Here is a 19,569-nt window from a genome sequence, read left to right as displayed (position 1 = left end):
GAGCCGCGTCGTAGACTGAAGCGCCTGCTTTGACGAGGAGAAATCCGGAAATCCGCAAGGCCAGAACCGGGAATCGGCTGGGTCTGGCCTGTTCTATTGGGCCTGATGCGGCGTCCGGTGCCTGCGGTTCACGAGGCCGGGCCTGCCCGGGATGGACAGCCTGGTGTCCTGCTTCGACCGCTGCGCCACCACCTTGCCCCTGGCGATGACGCACAGGCGTTCGGCGCGCAGGCGCAGGGCTTCGATCGGATTGCCGGCATCCAGGATGACCAGGCTGGCGCGCTTGCCGACCGCCAGGCCCAGATGATCGAGCCGCATGATCGACGCGTTGACATTGGTGACCATGTCGAAGCAGCGGGCCATGTCGGCCGGGCTCGACATCTGGGCAACATGCAGGCCCATGAAGGCGACGTCGAGCATGTCGGCGGTGCCCAGCGAATACCAGGGATCGAGCACGCAATCCTGGCCCCAGCCAACACGGATGCCCAGCGCCTGCATTTCCTTGAGCCGGGTCATACCGCGGCGCTTGGGGAAGGTGTCGTGGCGGCCCTGCAGCATGATGTTGATCAGCGGATTGGGGATCGCCGAAACACCCGCCTCGGCGATCAGCGGCAGCAATTTCGAGACATAGTAATTGTCCATCGAATGCATCGAGGTGAGGTGTGAGCCGGCGACCTTGCCCTGCAGACCCAGACGCTGCGTCTCATAGGCAAGCTGCTCGATATGGCGCGACAGCGGGTCATCGGTCTCGTCGCAATGCAGGTCGACCATCAGGCCGCGCTCTGCCGCGATCTCGCACAGCTCCGTCACCGAACGCGTTCCGTCGGCCATGGTGCGCTCGAAATGCGGGATGCCGCCGACGATATCGACGCCCATGTCGAGCGCGCGGATGGTGTTGTCGCGTGCCGTCGGCGAACGATAAAGCCCGTCCTGCGGAAAGGCGACCAATTGCAGATCGATATATGGAGCGATCGTCTTCTTGACCTCGAGCAGGGCCTCGACCGCCAGCAGCCTGTCATCGCAGACATCGACGTGGGTGCGGATGGCAAGCAGACCCATCGACACCGCCCAGTCGCAGTAGGCAAGGGCGCGGTCGCGCACGGCTTCATGCGTCAACAGCGGCTTCAGCTCGCCCCACAACGAGATGCCTTCGAGCAGGGTACCCGACGCGTTGATGCGCGGGATGCCGTAGGAAAGCGTTGCATCCATGTGGAAATGCGGGTCGACGAAGGGCGGCGAGACCAGATTGCCACTGGCATCGATCGCCGTGCCGGCGGTGACATCGAGCTTCGGCTCGATCGCCGCGATTGTCTCGCCGACGATGCCGATGTCGGCGACCCTGCCATCAGGCAGCGTGCCCCCGCGAACGATAAGGTCGAAATCCATCCGTCGTCATCCCGCTTGAAGAATCAGCATCCTATCGTGGCGGCAAAAAATCTGCAGCGCTTGTGCCGCCCCTGATCCGCCTGCCGGCACCTTTTGCCTATACCGGGAGAAAGATGCTGCGACCTCGTCGCTGTTTGTCAACGCCTACAATTGGCGAATCGTTGGTGCCGGCCCCTTTCTCCCCGTCACTATACGGGGAGAAATGTCCGGCAGGACGATGAGGGGCAGCACCACGCTGATGGAATTCAGCCCTACTCCGGCACGAACCTGACCGCGCCCTTGGCAGCGCTGGTCGCCATCGCGGCGTAGGCGCGCAAGGCTGTCGTGACCTTGCGCTTGCGCTTTTCCTCGGGCTTCCAGGCAGCAATCCCCTTGGCCTCCATCGCCGCCCGGCGGCTGGCAAGTTCAGCGTCGCTGACGGCAAGGCGGATGCTGCGCTTCGGGATGTCGATCTCGACCGTATCGCCTTCCCGCACCAGACCGATCAAACCGCCCTCGGCGGCTTCCGGCGAGACATGGCCGATCGACAGGCCGGAGGTGCCCCCGGAGAAGCGGCCGTCGGTGACCAGCGCGCAGGCTTTGCCCAGGCCCTTCGACTTCAGATAGCTGGTCGGGTAGAGCATTTCCTGCATGCCGGGGCCGCCGCGCGGCCCCTCATAGCGGATGACCACGACATCACCGGCCTTGATCTCGTTGGCCAGGATCGCCTTGACGCTGGCGTCCTGGCTTTCGAACACGCGGGCCGGGCCGGTGAACTTCAGGATCGATTCATCGACGCCGGCGGTCTTCACGATGCAGCCGTCGAGCGCCAGGTTGCCTTTCAGCACGGCAAGGCCGCCATCCTTGGAGAAGGGGTGCTGGACTGAGCGGATGACGCCTTTCTCGCGGTCGAGGTCGAGGTCGTCCCAGCGGCGGTCCTGGCTGAAGGCAACCTGCGTCGGCACGCCGCCAGGCGCGGCGAGGAAGAAATCACGCACGCTTTGGCTGGTCGAGCGCGAAATATCCCAATGGTCGAGCGCTTCCCCAAGAGTGCGCGTGTGCACGGTCGGCAAGTCGCGGTTGATCAAGCCGGCATTGTCGAGCTGGCCGAGGATCGCCATGATGCCGCCGGCGCGGTGAACGTCTTCCATATGCACATCCGCCTTGGCGGGAGCCACCTTGCACAGCACCGGCACCTTGCGCGACAGCGCGTCGATGTCATCCTGATCGAAGTTGATCTCGCCCTCATGCGCGGCGGCCAGGATGTGCAGCACGGTGTTGGTCGAGCCGCCCATGGCGATGTCGAGCGTCATGGCGTTTTCGAAGGCACCCTTCGAGGCGATATTGCGCGGCAACGCGGTTTCGTCGTCCTGCTCGTAATAGCGCTGGGCGAGATCGACGATCAGGTGGCCGGCTTCGACGAACAGGCGCTTGCGGTCGGCATGCGTGGCCAGCGTCGAGCCGTTGCCCGGCAGCGACAGGCCAAGCGCCTCGGTCAAACAATTCATCGAATTGGCGGTGAACATGCCCGAGCAGGAACCGCAGGTCGGGCAGGCCGAGCGTTCGATGACCTTGACGTCCTCGTCGGAGATCTTGTCGTCGGCGGCCGCCACCATGGCGTCGACCAGGTCGAGCGCCTGCGTCTTGCCGGCCAGCACCACCTTGCCGGCTTCCATCGGCCCGCCGGAGACGAAGACGGTCGGGATGTTGAGGCGTAAGCTGGCCATCAGCATACCGGGCGTGATCTTGTCGCAATTGGAGATGCAGACCATGGCGTCTGCGCAGTGCGCGTTGACCATGTATTCGACGGAATCGGCGATGAGCTCGCGCGACGGCAGCGAATAGAGCATGCCGTCATGGCCCATGGCGATGCCGTCATCGACGGCGATGGTGTTGAATTCCTTGGCGACGCCGCCGGCCTTCTCGATCTCGCGCGCGACCAGCTGGCCAAGGTCCTTCAGGTGGACATGGCCCGGCACGAACTGGGTGAAGGAGTTGACCACCGCGATGATCGGCTTGCCGAAATCACTGTCCTTCATGCCGGTGGCGCGCCAGAGGCCGCGGGCGCCGGCCATGTTGCGGCCATGGGTGGTGGTGCGGGAGCGATAGGCAGGCATGAATTTTCCTTGGCTGGATGGCTTCGCTCCATGCGGAGCGTGGCGGCGCTGAATTCGGACCGCAGGCGTTATAGACGCGCAAGCCTGGTCTGGCCACAATTTTGCAATGCGCCAAGAAATCCGCATGGGCGGTTGACGGGCGGCGTTCGCCTGTATATAGCCAATCAGGTATATACCCTTTTGGCTATGGACATCCAATGGACCAGCTGGACGCCACTTTTGCCGCACTCGCCGATCCGACGCGCCGCGCCATTCTTGCCCGGCTCATCCAGGGCGAAGCATCCGTGATGGAACTCGCCGAGCCTTTCGCGATGAGCCAGCCCTCGATTTCCAAGCACCTCAAGGTGCTGGAAAACGCCGGACTGATTTCACGCGGCCGCGACGCACAGCGCCGGCCGTGCCGGCTCGAAGCAAAACCGCTGGCAGAGGCCAATGACTGGCTGGAGCGTTATCGAAGGATCTGGGAAGGCAACTTCCAGCGCCTCGACGCGTTGCTCGGCGCGATGAAGGCCGAGAAAGCCCCCGACAGTACCGACCAATAGCGCGAAAACATCGCGGCCTGTGTCGGATCACCGGCCTGCCGCACGTCCTTTGGCAAACATGAGGAGGATCATCATGAGCACCACAACCTTGCCCGGTTCGACCGTCGCCACACTGACGGTGACCACGCCCAGCGACCGCGAGGTCCAGATCACTCGCATCTTCGATGCGTCGCGGCCGATGGTCTTCGACTGCTGGACGATACCCGAGTTGCTGAAGGGCTGGCTGCACGGCCCCGATGGCTGGCGGCTGGCGGTCTGCGAAATCGACCTCAGGGTTGGCGGCGCCACACGCTACGTCTGGCAGCACCGCGATGGCCGCAGCATGGGCATGAGCGGCGCCTATCGCGAAATCGTGCGTCCAGCCAGGATCGTCGCCACCGAATTGTTCGACGAGGACTGGACCGGTGGCGAAACCATCGGGACGGTGGTCTTCACCGAACAGAGCGGGAAGACGCTTCTGACGCAGACGGTGCTCTACGCTTCGCAAGCGGCCCGCGACGGCGCGATCGGCACCGGGATGACCCGCGGCATGGCCGAGAGCTATGCCCAGCTCGACGCTTATGTCGCCTCACTTCAGGACGCTGCCAAAGGCGCCGCCTGACGCTTCCTTCATCCCCCAAGAGAAAACGAGGAGAAAGAACATGCAAAAGATCACCACCTTCCTGTGGTTCGACGGGCAGGCCGAGGAGGCCATGAACCATTACATGTCCATCTTCAAGAATTCCAAGGAGCTGAGCGTGACGCGTTGGCCCAAGGGCCACGCTGATGAGGGCAAGGTGCTGGTGGCCTCGTTCGAACTCGACGGCGTCCCGTTCCTGGCGCTCAACGGCGGACCACAATACAAGTTCACCGAGGCGATCTCACTATCGATCGACTGCAAGACGCAGGAAGAAGTCGATCATTTTTGGACCGGGCTCACAGAGGGTGGCGGCGAACCAGGACCCTGTGGCTGGCTGAAGGACAAGTTCGGTGTTTCCTGGCAGGTCGTGCCGGAACAATTGCCGCGCCTGCTGCAGGATCCGGACAGGGCCAAAGCCGGCCGGGCGATGAATGCGATGATGCAGATGGGCAAGATCGACATCGCCAAGATCGAAGAAGCGGCCAGAGGGTGAGCGGACTTTCCCTTCTCCCCGTTGTGGGAGAAGGTGGATCGGCGCGCAGTGCCGAGACGGATGAGGGGTCTTCCAGCGGAGTGAGGCGTTGGCGTTCCCTGGAACCATCCGTCGCCTTCGGCGACACCTTCTCCCACAAGGGGAGAAGGCAAGATGGCGCTTCAAGCCGCCTTGTCGCGAACCTGATAGTCCTTGATCGTGGCGAAGCGGATCGCCTTCCAGCGTTCCGCTTCGTAGTTCAGCGAGAAGGCGTGCTGGGCGAGGAACACCGGATCATTGTCGAGGTCGCGGGCGATGTCGCCGCGATGTGCCTCGATGAAACGCAAAACCTCGGCCTTGTCCTCGGCCGAGATCCAGCGGCAGACCGAAAAGCGTGACATCTCGAACTCGACCGGGAGCGTGTATTCGAAGCTCAGCCGCTCCTTCAGGACGTCGAGCTGCAGGGCGCCGACGACGCCGACGATGGCCGGCGAGCCATCCTCCGGCGAGAACAATTGCACGACGCCTTCCTCGGCCATCTGGTGCAGCGCTTCCTTCAGCTTCTTGGCCTTCATCGCGTCACCCAAGCGGACGCGGCGCAGGATTTCCGGGGCGAAGTTGGGCACACCTCGGAACAGGATTTCTTCGCCCTCGGTCAGCGTGTCGCCGATGCGCAGCGTTCCGTGGTTGGGGATGCCGACGACGTCGCCGGCAAACGCCTCGTCGGCGGTGACGCGGGTGCGGGCAAAGAAGAATTGCGGCGCCGACAGGCTCATCGGCTTTCCGGTGCGCACCAGCTTGGCCTTCATGCCGCGCTCGAGCTTGCCCGAGCAGACGCGGACGAAGGCGATGCGGTCGCGGTGATTGGGATCCATGTTGGCCTGGATCTTGAAGACGAAGGACGTCATCTTGTCCTCGGTCGCTTCGACCTTGCGGGCATCGGCCTCCTGCGCGCGCGGCGGCGGCCCAAAGGCGCCAAGCGCCTCGATCAGGTCGCGGACGCCATAGTTGCGCAGCGCCGAGCCGAAATAGACCGGCGTCAAATGGCCCTCGCGAAAGGCGTCGATGTCGAGCGGACGGCAGGCCTCGCGCGCCAGTTCCAGCTCCTCGATGAAGGCCTCGCGCTCGTTCTCCGGCAACAGGCCGGCAACGCGGTTGGAATCGGGACCGTTGACCGGCGTGCGCTCCTTCTCGTCGTCACCCTTGCGCACCGCATTCAGCGCCAGGTGATAGGTGCCGGAAAATGTCTTGCCGCGACCGATCGGCCAGGTGATCGGTGCTGTATCCAGCGCCAGCTTCTGTTCGATCTCGTCCAAAATCTCAAACGGATCGCGGCTTTCGCGGTCCATCTTGTTGACGAAAGTGATGATCGGAATGTCGCGCAGCCGGCAAACCTCGAACAGTTTCAGCGTGCGCGGCTCGATGCCCTTGGCGGCGTCGATGACCATGACCGCGCTGTCGACCGCCGACAGCGTGCGATAGGTGTCGTCGGCGAAATCCTCGTGGCCGGGCGTGTCGAGCAGGTTGAAGACATTGTCCTCGTATTCGAACGTCATCACCGAAGTGACGACCGAAATGCCGCGCTCGCGCTCGATCTTCATCCAGTCGGAGCGGGTCTGGATCCTATCCTTCTTGGCCTTGACCTCGCCGGCAAGCTGAATGGCGCCGCCGAACAGCAGCAGCTTTTCGGTGAGCGTCGTCTTGCCGGCGTCCGGGTGCGCGATGATCGCGAAGGTGCGGCGGCGCGCCACTTCTTCTTCTATTGCTTCAGGCATTCTACAGGATTTCCGTGTGACAGGCCGGGCTTCTAGCAGCGCAGTGCCGGGCTGTCGACCGGTCCAGCGGCACTGACACCGCCGGTTGGCGTGGCTCGCTCAGGCCAACTCGGTCATGTGGCTCGCCGGAACGATCTCCGGAAGCCAGCCGGCAATGGCCTCGCCTATAGCGTCGGCATGGTCCTCCTGCAGATAATGCGCGCCGGGTCCGAGATTGATGAACCGGCAGTTCTTCAGCCCGGCGGCGAATTCGCCTGCGGCCTGCGGCGCGATCAGCGCGCCGGGATCACCGGCGAACAGCAGTTTCGGGTAGGTGGAAAGCCGCAGCGCGCGATGGTCGTGCTCGCTGATGGCGGCGACGTCGGCAGGCTGACCCTCGATCGGCAATTCCCTGGGCAGGCGCAGCACCGGCTTGCGCGATCGCGGTGTCGGGAACGGCGCCCGGTAAGCCGTCATCTCCTCGTCGCTCATCGTGCGCAACACCGAGGCCGGCAGCACTTTCTCGACGAAGACATTGTCTTCCAGAACCAGCTTTTCGCCGACATCCGGCGTGCGCAGCGCCTTGAACAGTTCGCGGGCCTGCGGACGCTGGTGAAAATCCTCCCAACGCTCGAAGGGCCGGATGAATTCCATGAAGGCGAGGCCGAGAATGTTGCGCGGCCGCCGCGCCGCGAGATGGAAGGCAAGTGCGGTGCCCCAGTCCTGCGCGACCACCACCATTTCCCTGATGTCGAGCGCATCGAGGAAGGTGTCGAGATAGCGGACATGATCGAAGAATCGATAATCGATATCGGGCTTGCCGGACTGGCCGTAACCGATCAGGTCCGGTGCGATGCAGCGACCGAGGGGCGCGACATGCGGGATGATGTTGCGCCAGATGTGGGATGAGGTCGGATTGCCATGAAGGAACAGCACGGTCGAACCGGCCGCGCCGGCCTCGACATAGGACATCGTCGAATCGAGCACGGCGATTTCCTCGCGCCGCGATGCGGTGGAGCCCGATTTCGGCTTGTCGGCGTTCAAACTCATTGGATCGGCTCCTTTGCAAAGACTGTGCTGAAGATGATTTTCTTGAAGCGCTCGAGCGGCGCGGGGCTGCGCTCGACCTTCATGCGAAGCATGGCGCCTTGCCAGGACGACAGCAGGAAGTCGGCGAGGTCGTCGGCATCGAAAGCTCGAGTGATGTCACCGGCCGCCTGGCCCTCGGCGATGCAGGCCGCGAATGGCTGGCGCCAACGCTCGAAGATGGCGACAAGCTGTAGGCGCAGCGGTTCACTGTGCACTGCGGTTTCGAGGCTGAGATTGCCGATCATGCAGCCGCGCGCCCAGTCATGCGCTTCGAGCTTCGAGGTGATGACATCGAGGTAGCGACGCAGCCTGCCGACGGGCGGCGTCCCGTCCTGCGCAAGGGCTGCTTCGACCAGGCCGCTGACATAGGCGAAATAGCGGTCGAGCACCTCGCCGGCAAACTCCTCCTTGGAGGCGAAATGGTTGGTGAACGAACCCGGCCGGGCATCGGCCGCGGCAACGATGTCGCGCACGCCGGCAGCGGCATAGCCTGAATTCCATATGGTCCGGAAACCAGCGTCGAGGAGTTTTTCGCGGAGTGATTGTCTAGCCATGTTGAAATAATACGTACGTACGTATTGATGTCAAGTGGTGTATTTGGTGTTGGCAAGCGACCATGGGGATGGCACTGGAATCAGTGCCCTCAGGGGCCACGAGGCAGAGGTCCAGCATGAGCACCGCGAAACAAGTCATCGTCATCGGCGCCGGCATCATCGGTGCCTCCATCGCCTGGCATCTGAGCAAGGCGGGTGCACAGGTGACAATCATTGCCGACAGCGCCGCCGGCGGCGTCGCAACGCCAAACTCTTTCGCCTGGATCAATGCCAGCTGGGGCAATCCGCAGCCATATTTCCGGCTGCGCACCCGCGCCATGGCCGAATGGACGCGGCTGGCTCGGGACCTGCCCGAAATTCCGCTCAGCTGGTGCGGCAGCCTGTGCTGGGATTTGTCGGCGGCCGCAATGGAAACCTATGCCGCCGAGCACTCCGCCTGGGGCTACGGCATCAAGCGTGTCGACCGCGCTGGCGTAGCGCGTATCGAGCCCAATCTCGCCGAGCTTCCCGATGTCGCCTTGCATGTCGCCGAAGAGGGTGTCGCCGAGCCGGTGGCCGCCACCAAAGCGCTGCTGGCCGATGCCGAACGGCGCGGAGCGCGCATCATCTCCAGCACGGTGACGGCGCTGGTCCAGCCCGGTGGTCGGATCACCGGCGTGGACACGTCGCATGGCCTGATAGCAGCCGACGAGGTGGTGATCGCGGCCGGCGTTGGCTCACCGGCCATCGCCGCGACGGCCGGGATCAACCTGCCGATCGAGACGCCGCCCGGCCTGATCGTCCACTCGCGGCCTTACAGAAAGCTGCTCAACGGGCTGGTGCTGGCCGAGCGGCTGCACATGCGCCAGAGCGCGGAAGGCCGCATCATCGCTGGCTCGGATTTCGGCGGCGCCGACCCTGGCATGGATGCCGAAGTCACCGCCCGCGACCTGTTTGCGGCCCTGAAAGCCATGCTGCACGGCGGCGACGAACTGGAGCTGGATTTCCATACCGTCGGTTATCGGCCGACGCCGATCGACGGTTTTCCGATCATCGGCCGCGCCGAGGGCATGGACGGTCTCTACGTCGCGGTCATGCATTCGGGCATCACGCTGGCGCCGGCTGTCGGCCTGTTCGCCGCCCGGGAAATCCTCGACGGCGAGCGCGACCCGCTGCTGGCGCCCTACGGGTTGTCGCGCTTCACTCAGTAACCCGGCGGACGGCGAAAGCCGCCGGTCAACGGTTCGATTGCCTTGGCGATGCCGAGCAACCGCGATTCCGACCAGCGTTTGCCGACCAGTTGCAGGCCGATCGGCAAACCGTCGCTGTCCTGTCCGCACGGCAGCGAAAGTGCCGGATGGCCGCTGTAGTTGAACACTGCGCCATAGGCCGGCAGCATCCAGTAGCTCTGCTCCTTGCCGTCGACCTGGATCGGTGCGCCCGGCTCGCAATGCGGGAAGGCCGTCGTCATGGCGACCGGGCAAAGCAGCGCATCCCAGGTTTCGAAGAACTGGTCCCAGGCGAGAATGGATCTGTCGCGGCGGGCGAGTGCCTCGAACCAGCGCGAGACCGGTGTCGGCTCCTCCGGCGGCTCCGGCTGCGCGGCCTCCATCATCATGCCGATCAGCGCGCCGCCTTGCTTGAGATCGTCGTGCAGGTCGAGCTTGGGCAGTTTCGCTTCCTCGACGGTCGCCCCTGCCGATTGCAGCTGCCGTGCAAGACTTTCGACCGCGGCGCTGAAGTCTCCAGTCACCGGAAAGTCGGGAAAGGACGGCGCAAAGGCGATACGCAACGCCTTGAGGTCGAGCTTCGGCATGTCCTCGACCGGCACCGGCGCAAGATCGGTGTCGCTTCCGTCCGGTCCGGCGATGATTTTGTAAATCAACGCCAAATCTTCCACGCTGCGCGCCAGCGGGCCGAGACAGGACATCAGCCGCACGCTGCGCGCAGCGTCGCCGGGAGCAGGAAAGGCGCCGGCCAGCGAGATGCGATGCTCGGTCGGCTTCAAGCCATAGACGCCGCAGAAAGCGGCGGGCAGGCGGATCGAGTCCTGCATGTCGGTGCCGACATCGAACGGAGTCATCCCTGCGCAAAGCGCTGCCGCGGCACCGCCACTGGAGCCGCCCGCGGTGCGCTGGAGACCCCACGGATTGCCGGTGCGGCCGAACAACGGATTGTTCGACTGCCAGTCCGACAGCATGGTCGCGACATTGGTCTTGGCCATCAGCACGCCGCCGGCTGCCTTCAACCGGGCAACGACCGGGCTGTCCCGTTTGGCGACGTAGTCGGCGAAGGGCGGGAAGCCGACCGTGGTCCTCATGCCTGCAGTCTCGTGCATGTCCTTCAGCGCGAACGGCACGCCATGAAGCGGCCCGAGCGCCTCGCCGCGCGCCAGTGCCGCGTCGACCCTTTTTGCGCGGTCGCGGGCGCATTCCCGGTCGAGCGAGATGACGGCGTTGACCGCCCTATTGTGGTTGTCGATCTGCGCCAGATGAGCGTCGAGCGCCTCGACAGCGGAGACTTTTCGAGTGGCGATCGCGGCGGCCAGCGCCACGGTTGAGGAAAAGACGATGTCCATGATCAATGCTCCGGCTTGGCCGCGCGTGTCTGGATCAAGATGGCCGACAGCGACGCGACTTCAAGCGGAGTTGAGCATTGGAGGATCGTCTGCGCTTGATCGGAATTGCACTGATAGGTTTTGTTGGGTCGGCGCTCTACGGCGCCCCCCCTCTGTCCCGCGACGCTGCCGCAATTTGTAACTAGACGGCCAGTGCCAGCCGGGCCGATGCGGGTGCAAAGGGACGGATGGCGATACCATCCCTGGTCATGGTGACGAAGCTCGATGGCGGGATCGCCTGCCAGTCGCCGCCCTCGCGATCGAACGGCTCGGAAACAACGCAGCGGCCGCCGCCTCTGCGGAAAACGGAGGTGTAAAGTGTCGGGGCGTGAGCGTCGGTGGCATAGCGCACCGCATGGAGCGCCTGCCCGTCGGAGAAGGCGGCGGTGAGCTTCAGCGCGGGCTCCAGGCCGGCCCGGCGCGAGGCTTCAAGCACGCGGCTGGTGGCGCGCGAGACGGCGCCTTGCGGATCGGTGGCCAATCCTTCGTCGATCATCAGCAGGAAAAACAATTCGGAATCGGTGGTGCCTTCGCGTTGGTCGAAGACGGCATCGGACAGCGAGTTTTCCAGCGTCCGGCGGATCTTTTCGAAGCCGCCGATCTGGCCGTTGTGCATGAACGACCAGCGCTCCGAAATGAAGGGATGGCAGTTCATGCGGCTGGTGGCGCCGCCGGTCGAGGCCCGTACATGCGCCAGGAACAGGCCGGATTTGATCTGCCGGCACAGGCTCTTCAGATTGGGATCGGACCAGGCCGGCAAGATGTCACGGTAGAGACCCGGCTCCGGTCGGTCGCCATACCAGGCAAGGCCAAAGCCGTCGCCATTGGTCGGTGATTTCGCTTCCTGTGCACAATGGCTCTGGGCAATCAGCGAATGACAGGGCGCCGTGAGGATGTCTTCGAGAAAGACCGCTTCACCTAGATAGGCCGCCCACCGGCACATCGCTTCTGTCGTCCTCTAGGCACGATCCATGAGAGCGGCTGGCTCCTTGGTCCCGTGCGAGCCTCTGTTGTGCGTCCGCTCGTAAAGCTCGCGGACGATTCGGCTGGCGGTAGTCTCGAACAGAAATGGCAAGAAAGCGTGAACGAGCGCGGCACCAGCCGCCATCAGCAACCGCGACGAGAACCAGGCGGCAAAGGCCATATGGCCGAAATAGGTTTCGCCGACCTTGGCCGGATGAGAGGTGAAGATCGTTGCGAGCGACATGCTGTTCCCCTTTCAGTGCTTGACGTTCCTGATGTGAGTATCCTGACACGCTTTGCCGGTTCATCGGTCTCAAAATGTCCTTGTATTTGGCCACTCCATGAGACAAGCATCCCACATGGCACCGGAAATCGACGAAATCGACCGTAAATTGCTGACCGAACTGCAACGCGACGGCACGCTGTCGGTCGACCAGCTTTCGGAACGGGTGGCCTTGTCGCGCAATGCCTGCTGGCGCCGGGTGAAGCGACTTGAGGAGGACGGCATTATCACTGGCCACGTGGCGCTGGTCGATGCCGAAAAGCTCGGGCTTGGCCTTTCGGTGTTCATCCTGATCCGCACGTCCAACCACGACCCGGACTGGCTGCAGAAGTTCCGGGCGGCGGTGACCAGCTTTCCCGAGATCATCGGCGTCTATCGCATGTCGGGGGACCTCGACTATGTGCTGCGCGCCCGGGTCGCCGACGTGAAGGCCTATGACCGGCTCTACCAGCGGCTCATCGCCAAGGTGGCGCTGTCGGACGTTTCCGCCTCCTTCGTGATGGAGGAGATCAAGGAGACCACCGTGGTTCCAATGGAACTGCGGTAGGTCTGCTCGGATTCAGGTGATGTCGGACTGATCTGGATGCCGGAGGCCATAGTGATGCCCGAAAGAAAGCCGTTGATAGCGCTAGACCCGAGTTGACCGAATCGCCGTTCGCGCCGATAGGATCGATTTTATGCGCGCAGCCCTTCAAACTCCCTCCGTCATCGGTCCGACCGTCGGCTTCGTCAGGTTGCCGCATGGTGAAGGACTTCCCCTCCCCGCCTATGAAAGCCCCGGTGCGGCCGGCATGGATCTGCGCGCTGCGGTGCCCGACGACCGGCCGCTGCTGATCCTGCCTGGAAAACGCGCTCTGGTGCCGACCGGGCTGATCCTGGAAATTCCCGAAGGCATGGAAGGCCAGGTCCGGCCACGCTCCGGCCTTGCTTTCAAACATGGTCTTACCGTCCTCAACACGCCCGGCACCATCGACAGCGACTATCGCGGCGAGGTGAAGGTGCTGCTGATCAATCTCGGCGACGAGGATTTGGCGGTGACGCGCGGCATGCGCATCGCCCAGATCGTGTTCGCGGCGGTGACGCAGGCGGCCGTGGAAGAGCGCAGCCTGGCTGGCGGCACGGCGCGTGGCTCGGGCGGGTTCGGATCGACCGGCACCGCCTGATGCCCGAACTGCCGAAACTCGTTATCTTCGACTGCGACGGGATCCTGGTCGATACAGAGAACCTCGCCAATCGACGCCTCGCCGAATGGCTTGTTACCGCCGGCTATCCGACGAGCTTCGAATATTGCCGCAAGCATTTCTCCGGCCGCAGCATGGCGTCGGTGCAAAAACAGATCGAAGAGGAGACCAGCGTCAGGCTCGGCGCCGATTTCGTCGACCGCTGGAATGCCGGCCTGCCGGACCTGTTCGCCCACGGGGTCGAGGCGATCCCTTACGTACGCGAGTTTGTCGAAGCCGTGGGCTCAGCCGGCATCGCCTATTGCGTCGCCACCTCGGCCAGGGTGTCGAAGATGCACATCACGCTCGGCCAGACCGGGCTGTTGCCGCTGTTCGAGCACGCGATGTTCAGCTCGACGATGGTCGGGCGCGGCAAGCCATTCCCCGACCTGTTCCTGCATGCGGCCAAGACCATGGGCTTCGCGCCCTCCGACTGCATCGTCATCGAGGACAGCGTCGCCGGCACCCAAGCCGGCATTGCCGCCGGCATGCGGGTGTTTTCCTATCATGGCGACCCCTATTCCGACCGCGACGGCTTGATCCAGGCCGGCGGCATCCTGTTCAACGACATGCGCGAGTTGGCCGGGCTGGTGCCGATCCACTGACCTGATCTTCAGGGCACGGCTGTACGCCTCGGTTGTCCGTGCTCTATCTGCTTGTTTGAGCATGATCTTTGCCGAAAACCGGGTTCCACTTTTCGGGATCATACTCTAGCGTGGCGCCGCCAATTCGGAGCCACGCATGAAATTCCCGCTGCTTCGCTTCATCCTCGCCTTGACGCTGCTGCCATTTCTCTGGACAGCCGCCGGCGCGCAAGCCGTCAGCTTCCCGGAACTCGGCAGCGCCCTGCCCGGCCACCAGGACGTCACCTATCTCGACCTGGCGAGGATGGTCATCCCGGATCTCGCCGTGGACAAGGACGGCTTCTACAGGGGCGGGCTGCCGATCGACATGCGCCACATCGAGGGACCTGACAGCGGCGGTTCGCCGCCCGAGACATCGGGCTTTTCAAATGCCGCGGTGCTTGCCATCAAGGCTGGCGGCAAGGACCGGCTGACGATGTTGTTCGACCTCGGCGATTCTCCCGATAGTGCCGAAGGGTATGCGGTGCTGGCGCTGTACGACACTTCGGCCAAGCCAAAGCTGCTCGACGCCGTCAATGTCGCGGTCGACCGTGGCACCTATTTCCGCGAACCGGGCAAGCTTTCCGTCAGCGCCAACGATGACATCCTCATCACCATGAGCGCGCATTTCAATTCGAACCAGAACTATGTGGCCACGCCGCTGATCATGGTCCGCGGCGACAAGTTCGAACTGATCGACATGATCTATACGTTCGATGAAAACCTGTGCAGCTACAGCCGCAAGCAGAATGTGGCTTTCCAGACCATCGCCGACGACCAGCTTTTTGCCGCCATCAAGGTGACGGTGACCGATGCCACGGTGCCGAACGGCGAAAGCTGCGATGACGCGCCGCCCGCGGCTGCGTCGCAGGACATTTCCGTCACCTACCACTGGGACACCAAGGCCTCGCACTACGCCAAGGACTCCGACGCGCTGGACAAATTGGCAGGAGAGAACGCCAAACGCTTCTGAACCAATGGCATTCGTTTGCCCGGCAAGGGAGGGCAGGATAAAATCCTCTCCGCCACGCCGCACATGATGGGGGGAATTACCATGGACAAGGGCAAGATATTTCGTGACCTGCATGCCTCGACCTTCGTCATGCCCAATCCCTGGGATGTCGGCACGACAAAGCTGCTGGATTCTTTCGGCTTCAAGGCGCTGGCGACGACCAGCGCCGGCTTTGCCTTTTCGCGCGGGCTGCCGGACGGCGCCGTGACCTTCGAGGCGATGATCCATCATTGTCGCGACGTGACGGCGGCAACCAGCCTGCCGGTCTCGGCCGACCTCGAGAGAGGCAAGGGCGACAGCGCCGAGCGCGCCGCCGAAACCATCTTCGCGGCCGAAGCGGCAGGCCTTGCCGGCTGCTCGATCGAGGACCACACCGGCGATCCGGACAAGCCGATCTATGATTTCTCGCACGCCGTCGAGCGCGTCGCGGCCGCCGTGGAGGCGGCGCGGGCGTTGAAGCGCGATTTCGTCTTCACCGCGCGGGCCGAGAACTTCCTGTGGGGCAGGTCCGATCTCGACGACACCATCAAGCGGCTGCAGGCCTTCGAGAAGGCCGGCGCCGATGTGCTCTATGCGCCAGGCATAGGCGATATAGAGATGGTGCGCACGATCTGCTCGGCGGTCAGCAAGCCGGTCAATGTCATGGCGAGGCCCGGTTTCACCGTCGCCGATCTCGCCATGGCTGGCGTCAAGCGCATTTCGCTCGGGCCGTGGCTGACCAATTTCGCCTATGGCATGCTGGAAACGGCGGCACGCGAGATCCAGCAGGACGGCACGTTCGGCTTCACCCGCGCCGCCATGCCGTTCGGCAAATTGCAGGCCTTGTTTGGCAAATCCCCAGATTGAGAGGCCTGTCGCATGACGCTGACTGTCGTCGACATGCATACGGGCGGCGAGCCGCTCAGGATCGTTACCGGCGGCTACCCGGATATCCCGAATGGCACCATCCTGGAAAAGCGCGCCTATGTGCGCGACCATCTCGATCATTTGCGCAAGATTTTGATGTTCGAGCCGCGCGGCCATTATGACATGTATGGCGCCTTGCTGGTCGAGCCGGATCTGCGCGGCGCCGACCTCGCCGTCCTGTTCATGCACAATGAGGGCTATTCGACCATGTGCGGCCACGCCATCGTCGCGCTCGGCCGCTACGCCGTCGACGAAGGGCTGGTGACGAAACGCGAGCCGATGACGACCGTCAACATCGAGGCGCCGTGCGGATTGGTCGTTGCTGCGGTGGAGGTCAGGGATGGCAAGGCCGGTGCGGTGTCGTTCGAAAGCGTTCCGGCATTCCTGTTCGCACGGAACCAGGCGATCGAGCTGCAAGGCTATGGCACGATCGGCTTCGACATCGCCTATGGCGGCGCCTTCTACGCGCTGGCCGACTGTCACCAGTTCGGGCTGGAGTTCGGCCGCAATCGGGTGCGCGATTTCGTCGATGCGGCGACCGCGCTGACCAGCAGGCTCAAGGCCGAGCTGCCGCTGTCGCATCCCGACCATGCCGACCTTGCCTTCCTTTATGGCACCATCCTGACCGATGGCCGCGACGCGTTTTCCGGCGACGTGACCAAGAACGTCTGCGTCTTTGCCGAGGCCGAGGTCGACCGCTCGCCGACCGGCTCCGGCGTCACCGCCCGGCTGGCGGCCATGCATGCCAAGGGCGAGATCGACATCGGGCAGACGCGCACATTCGAAAGCATCGCCGGCTCGCGCTTTTCCGGGGCCGTGGTGCGGACGGCGACGGCTGGCCCGCACGAAGCAATCATCGCCCGCGTCGGCGGCCGCGCCTACTATTCCGGGCGAGCGGAATTCATCGTCGAAGCCGATGATGACCTCGGACGCGGGTTCCTGTTGCGCTGAACAGAGCTCAGCCGCGCGAGACGCGAGCCGCTTCCCGTCCGCCAATCGCCTTGTGCAGATGCACCATCATGGCGGCGGCGAAAAGCGGCGTCACCAGATTGAGCAGCGGCACGGCGAGGAAGGCTGATATGACCAGCCCGGCGAGGAACACCGTGCCGGCATAGTGCCTGCGCAAGGCCCTTGCCTCTTCTTCCGGGCGAAAGCGCATGGCGGCGAATTCGAAGAACTCACGCCCGAGCAGATAGCCGTTGACGATGAAGAAGGCGGCAATGTTGACGCCCGGCACCAGGAGAAGCAGCAGGGCGACGATGTTGCCGAGGATGACGACGCCCAAGAACCTGGCTGACAAGACCAGCGACCGCAACGCCGGCATGGCGCGTCCGGCCAGGTCGCCGGGATAGTCGGTGCGTTCGACGACTTCGGCGATGTCGTCGAGGAACAGGCCGGCGACGATCGCCGTAACCGGGGCGATGAGCAACGCCATGCCGAAGGCAAGAGCGATGGCTGCGATGATACCGCCCAGCGAGCCGGCCCAGGACGGCATGCCGGGCAACAGCGCGTGGAGCCACGGCAGGGCCAGCCACTCGACGAGGCTGGTGAGGCCGAACCACAAGGCCACCAGCGCCAGCAAGGTCAGCCCGAGTGTCTTGATGAACACCGAACGGAATTCGGGCGAGAACAACTGGCCGGCGGCGGCGCGGGCGGCGTCAGAGATCACGGTGCTTCCAACCTCACGTCGAACGGATCGTCCGGAGATAGGCGACACACCTGCCCGCCACAAGCGCGGATCATTTTCGGGCCATGGCAATCGTTTCAGGTTTCGAACTCGCCCCACTCCCTTTCCCGACGTGGGCGCTGCCCCTCACCTGCCCGCCGGCATCCTCTCCCCGTATTGTGACGGGGAGAGGGGGCCTCTCATCGATGGTTTCGCCAATTCCCAAAGTCGCAAGAAGGACGCCAACGTTGCGGCCAGCCCCTTCTCCCCGTCACTATACGGGGGGAAGTGCCCGGCAGGGCGATGAGGGGCGGCGCCGACTTCGACGATTGGTGGTCTTCGCCACAAGTCGGAGACTATCTTCGAAGCGGTTGCCCTGTCTATCGCGCGAGCGCAGGCTTTCGAACCGGGATGGTCATGGCTGCGACGCCTGCCACAACAAAACCCATTCCCAGCCATGCCGTGGGGCCAAGGCTTTCGCCGAGGAAGACGGCACCGATGCCCACGCCGATCGGCACGCGCAGATAGGCTTGCGAGGTGGTGCCGACCGAGCCGAGCGTGTGGATGAGGCGGAAATAGATGACGAAGGCCAGCGCGGTCGAAAACACCGACAGGCCGAGCAAGGCCAGGATCGACGCCGTCGATGGCGTGAGCGTCCAGGGCTGGTCGACCATCAGGCTGAGCGGCACCAGGATGATGGCGCCGCACAGCATCGAACCGGCAGCGGGCAGCATCGGGTCGAGGCCCTTGAAGCCGCGGCCGAAGATCGCCGCCCCGGCATAGCAGATCGTCGCCGCGACGATTGCCAACTGCGCCCAGAGCTCATGACCGAGACTACCCAGCGCCTCGGTCCCGATGATGAGGCAGATGCCGGCAATGCCGGCGCCGACGCCAATCAGTTTGCGCAACGTGACCGGCTCGTGGTGGGTGATGAGCGCGGTCAGCAGGAAGGTGAAGATCGGCGAGGTCGCGTTGAGGATGGTGGCGAGGCCAGCATCAACCGAACGCTCTGCCGCTGCGATCAGCGTGAACGGCACGACGCTGTTGAGGCATGCCTGGAAGGCGAAGCGGCGCCAGCTTGCAGAATCGCCCGGCATGGTAAGCCCGCGCCAGCGTATGATGGCGAACAGGATACCACCCGCGATCAGTGTGCGGGCGGCAATGAAGGTGACAGGCGGGATCGTCTCGACGCCGATCTTGATGAATGTATAGGAGGCGCCCCAAAGCACCGCCAGCACGGCGAGCAGCGCCAGGTCGGAGGTCATATCGTTCTTTGTCGGCTTGTTATTTGTAGGCATGGGGGCTGGATCGCCTTAGAAAAATGATCGGCTGGCCAGGGCTTGTAAGCGGCGCCGCGATGAAATGCTTCGGCCACGGTCGAATTGTCATAGCGCCTCGTCGCGGATGCGCACAATGATTTGCAAGAACCGCGGCTCCGCGCCTTGCTCCACAAGGGAATGGTCATCGCCGCCACGCCGGCACGACAGAAAATCGGTTGCCAATTTTCGGAGTCTTGCTGTAGACCCGCCCGGGCATGGCAAGAAGCCGGCTCGGGTTTTTGGCGGAGACATTGATGCCGGATTATGACGTGCTTTGCATCGGCAATGCCATTGTCGACATCATCGCCCAGTGCGACGAGGGCTTCCTCGAGACCAACGGCATCATCAAGGGCGCGATGAACCTCATCGACACCCAGCGCGCCGAACTGCTCTACAGCCGCATGGGCCCGGCGATCGAAGCGTCCGGCGGCAGCGCCGGCAACACGGCGGCCGGCGTCGCCAGCTTCGG

20 protein-coding genes and 1 pseudogene are annotated in these 19,569 nt (G+C 63.8%); 11 read left to right on the top strand and 10 right to left on the bottom strand.

The window, feature by feature from the left end; genetic code table 11:
• Positions 1-93 precede the first annotated feature (93 nt).
• Complete coding sequence (locus AC07FD_RS20760; RefSeq protein WP_478351355.1) at positions 94-1,386, bottom strand: amidohydrolase family protein; 1,293 nt, start codon at positions 1,384-1,386, stop codon at positions 94-96.
• Between the two features lie 251 nt (positions 1,387-1,637).
• Entirely contained in the window at positions 1,638-3,482 is a 1,845-nt protein-coding gene (gene ilvD, locus AC07FD_RS20755) for a dihydroxy-acid dehydratase (protein WP_478351354.1), read from the bottom strand.
• A 197-nt stretch (positions 3,483-3,679) separates the two neighbouring features.
• Between ilvD and AC07FD_RS20750 the strand changes: the two genes are divergently transcribed.
• The 3 genes from AC07FD_RS20750 (at position 3,680) to AC07FD_RS20740 (ending at position 5,136) form a co-directional block, all read left to right on the top strand.
• Positions 3,680-4,024, top strand: a complete 345-nt coding sequence (locus tag AC07FD_RS20750) for an ArsR/SmtB family transcription factor (protein WP_478351353.1) — start codon at positions 3,680-3,682, stop codon at positions 4,022-4,024.
• A 73-nt stretch (positions 4,025-4,097) separates the two neighbouring features.
• Positions 4,098-4,625 carry an SRPBCC family protein gene (locus AC07FD_RS20745; RefSeq protein ID WP_478351352.1) on the top strand — a complete coding sequence of 176 codons (528 nt, stop codon included), beginning with the start codon at positions 4,098-4,100 and terminating at the stop codon, positions 4,623-4,625.
• Between the two features lie 40 nt (positions 4,626-4,665).
• Positions 4,666-5,136, top strand: coding sequence for a VOC family protein (locus tag AC07FD_RS20740; protein WP_478351351.1), 471 nt, complete (start codon positions 4,666-4,668; stop codon positions 5,134-5,136).
• A 161-nt stretch (positions 5,137-5,297) separates the two neighbouring features.
• Here the strand turns inward: AC07FD_RS20740 and AC07FD_RS20735 are convergent, their stop codons facing one another.
• The 3 genes from AC07FD_RS20735 to AC07FD_RS20725 all read right to left on the bottom strand — a co-directional run bounded on the left by AC07FD_RS20735 (position 5,298) and on the right by AC07FD_RS20725 (position 8,512).
• Positions 5,298-6,890 carry a peptide chain release factor 3 gene (locus AC07FD_RS20735; RefSeq protein WP_478351350.1) on the bottom strand — a complete coding sequence of 531 codons (1,593 nt, stop codon included), beginning with the start codon at positions 6,888-6,890 and terminating at the stop codon, positions 5,298-5,300.
• A gap of 99 nt (positions 6,891-6,989) precedes the next feature.
• Positions 6,990-7,919: a haloalkane dehalogenase gene (locus AC07FD_RS20730; RefSeq protein ID WP_478351349.1), complete on the bottom strand. Its 930-nt coding sequence runs from the start codon at positions 7,917-7,919 to the stop codon at positions 6,990-6,992.
• A complete protein-coding gene (locus AC07FD_RS20725; protein ID WP_478351348.1) occupies positions 7,916-8,512 on the bottom strand; it encodes a TetR/AcrR family transcriptional regulator in 597 nt (198 codons plus the stop codon). The genes AC07FD_RS20730 and AC07FD_RS20725 overlap by 4 nt, the downstream gene beginning before the upstream one ends.
• Before the next feature lie 116 nt (positions 8,513-8,628).
• On the opposite strand from AC07FD_RS20725, the gene AC07FD_RS20720 reads away from it, so the two are divergent.
• Complete coding sequence (locus AC07FD_RS20720) at positions 8,629-9,702, top strand: NAD(P)/FAD-dependent oxidoreductase (RefSeq protein WP_478351347.1); 1,074 nt, start codon at positions 8,629-8,631, stop codon at positions 9,700-9,702.
• Here AC07FD_RS20720 and AC07FD_RS20715 read toward each other — a convergent pair.
• The 3 genes from AC07FD_RS20715 to AC07FD_RS20705 all read right to left on the bottom strand — a co-directional run bounded on the left by AC07FD_RS20715 (position 9,696) and on the right by AC07FD_RS20705 (position 12,315).
• Positions 9,696-11,069 carry an amidase gene (locus AC07FD_RS20715; protein ID WP_478351346.1) on the bottom strand — a complete coding sequence of 458 codons (1,374 nt, stop codon included), beginning with the start codon at positions 11,067-11,069 and terminating at the stop codon, positions 9,696-9,698. The genes AC07FD_RS20720 and AC07FD_RS20715 overlap by 7 nt on opposite strands.
• Before the next feature lie 181 nt (positions 11,070-11,250).
• Positions 11,251-12,051 carry a class II glutamine amidotransferase gene (locus AC07FD_RS20710; protein WP_478351345.1) on the bottom strand — a complete coding sequence of 267 codons (801 nt, stop codon included), beginning with the start codon at positions 12,049-12,051 and terminating at the stop codon, positions 11,251-11,253.
• A gap of 15 nt (positions 12,052-12,066) precedes the next feature.
• Positions 12,067-12,315 carry a DUF6356 family protein gene (locus tag AC07FD_RS20705; RefSeq protein WP_457152761.1) on the bottom strand — a complete coding sequence of 83 codons (249 nt, stop codon included), beginning with the start codon at positions 12,313-12,315 and terminating at the stop codon, positions 12,067-12,069.
• A gap of 115 nt (positions 12,316-12,430) precedes the next feature.
• Between AC07FD_RS20705 and AC07FD_RS20700 the strand changes: the two genes are divergently transcribed.
• The 6 genes from AC07FD_RS20700 to AC07FD_RS20675 all read left to right on the top strand — a co-directional run bounded on the left by AC07FD_RS20700 (position 12,431) and on the right by AC07FD_RS20675 (position 17,066).
• Positions 12,431-12,901, top strand: coding sequence for an Lrp/AsnC family transcriptional regulator (locus AC07FD_RS20700; RefSeq protein ID WP_478351381.1), 471 nt, complete (start codon positions 12,431-12,433; stop codon positions 12,899-12,901).
• Positions 12,902-13,031: 130 nt separating this feature from the next.
• Complete coding sequence (dut, locus tag AC07FD_RS20695) at positions 13,032-13,517, top strand: dUTP diphosphatase (protein ID WP_478351344.1); 486 nt, start codon at positions 13,032-13,034, stop codon at positions 13,515-13,517.
• Complete coding sequence (locus AC07FD_RS20690) at positions 13,517-14,179, top strand: HAD family hydrolase (RefSeq protein WP_478351343.1); 663 nt, start codon at positions 13,517-13,519, stop codon at positions 14,177-14,179. The genes dut and AC07FD_RS20690 overlap by 1 nt, the downstream gene beginning before the upstream one ends.
• 136 nt (positions 14,180-14,315) lie before the next feature.
• Positions 14,316-15,170, top strand: coding sequence for a hypothetical protein (locus tag AC07FD_RS20685; protein ID WP_478351342.1), 855 nt, complete (start codon positions 14,316-14,318; stop codon positions 15,168-15,170).
• Positions 15,171-15,251: 81 nt separating this feature from the next.
• A complete protein-coding gene (locus AC07FD_RS20680) occupies positions 15,252-16,055 on the top strand; it encodes an isocitrate lyase/PEP mutase family protein (protein WP_478351341.1) in 804 nt (267 codons plus the stop codon).
• Positions 16,056-16,067: 12 nt separating this feature from the next.
• Positions 16,068-17,066 (top strand): proline racemase family protein, encoded by a 999-nt coding sequence (locus AC07FD_RS20675; RefSeq protein ID WP_478351340.1) that lies wholly within the window; start codon positions 16,068-16,070, stop codon positions 17,064-17,066.
• A gap of 7 nt (positions 17,067-17,073) precedes the next feature.
• Here the strand turns inward: AC07FD_RS20675 and AC07FD_RS20670 are convergent, their stop codons facing one another.
• Together AC07FD_RS20670 and AC07FD_RS20665 are read right to left on the bottom strand one after the other, a co-directional pair.
• Positions 17,074-17,784 (bottom strand): sulfate transporter family protein, encoded by a 711-nt coding sequence (locus AC07FD_RS20670; RefSeq protein ID WP_478351339.1) that lies wholly within the window; start codon positions 17,782-17,784, stop codon positions 17,074-17,076.
• A 377-nt stretch (positions 17,785-18,161) separates the two neighbouring features.
• Positions 18,162-19,079 (bottom strand): DMT family transporter, encoded by a 918-nt coding sequence (locus AC07FD_RS20665; RefSeq protein ID WP_478351338.1) that lies wholly within the window; start codon positions 19,077-19,079, stop codon positions 18,162-18,164.
• A 275-nt stretch (positions 19,080-19,354) separates the two neighbouring features.
• Between AC07FD_RS20665 and AC07FD_RS20660 the strand changes: the two are divergent.
• Positions 19,355-19,569, top strand: a pseudogene (locus AC07FD_RS20660) (adenosine kinase); the annotation flags it as partial.

The organism is Mesorhizobium waitakense (genome assembly GCF_056431085.1).
Note: the sequence above shows the minus strand (reverse complement) of the source record. Positions and strands in the feature narration are given on the sequence as shown.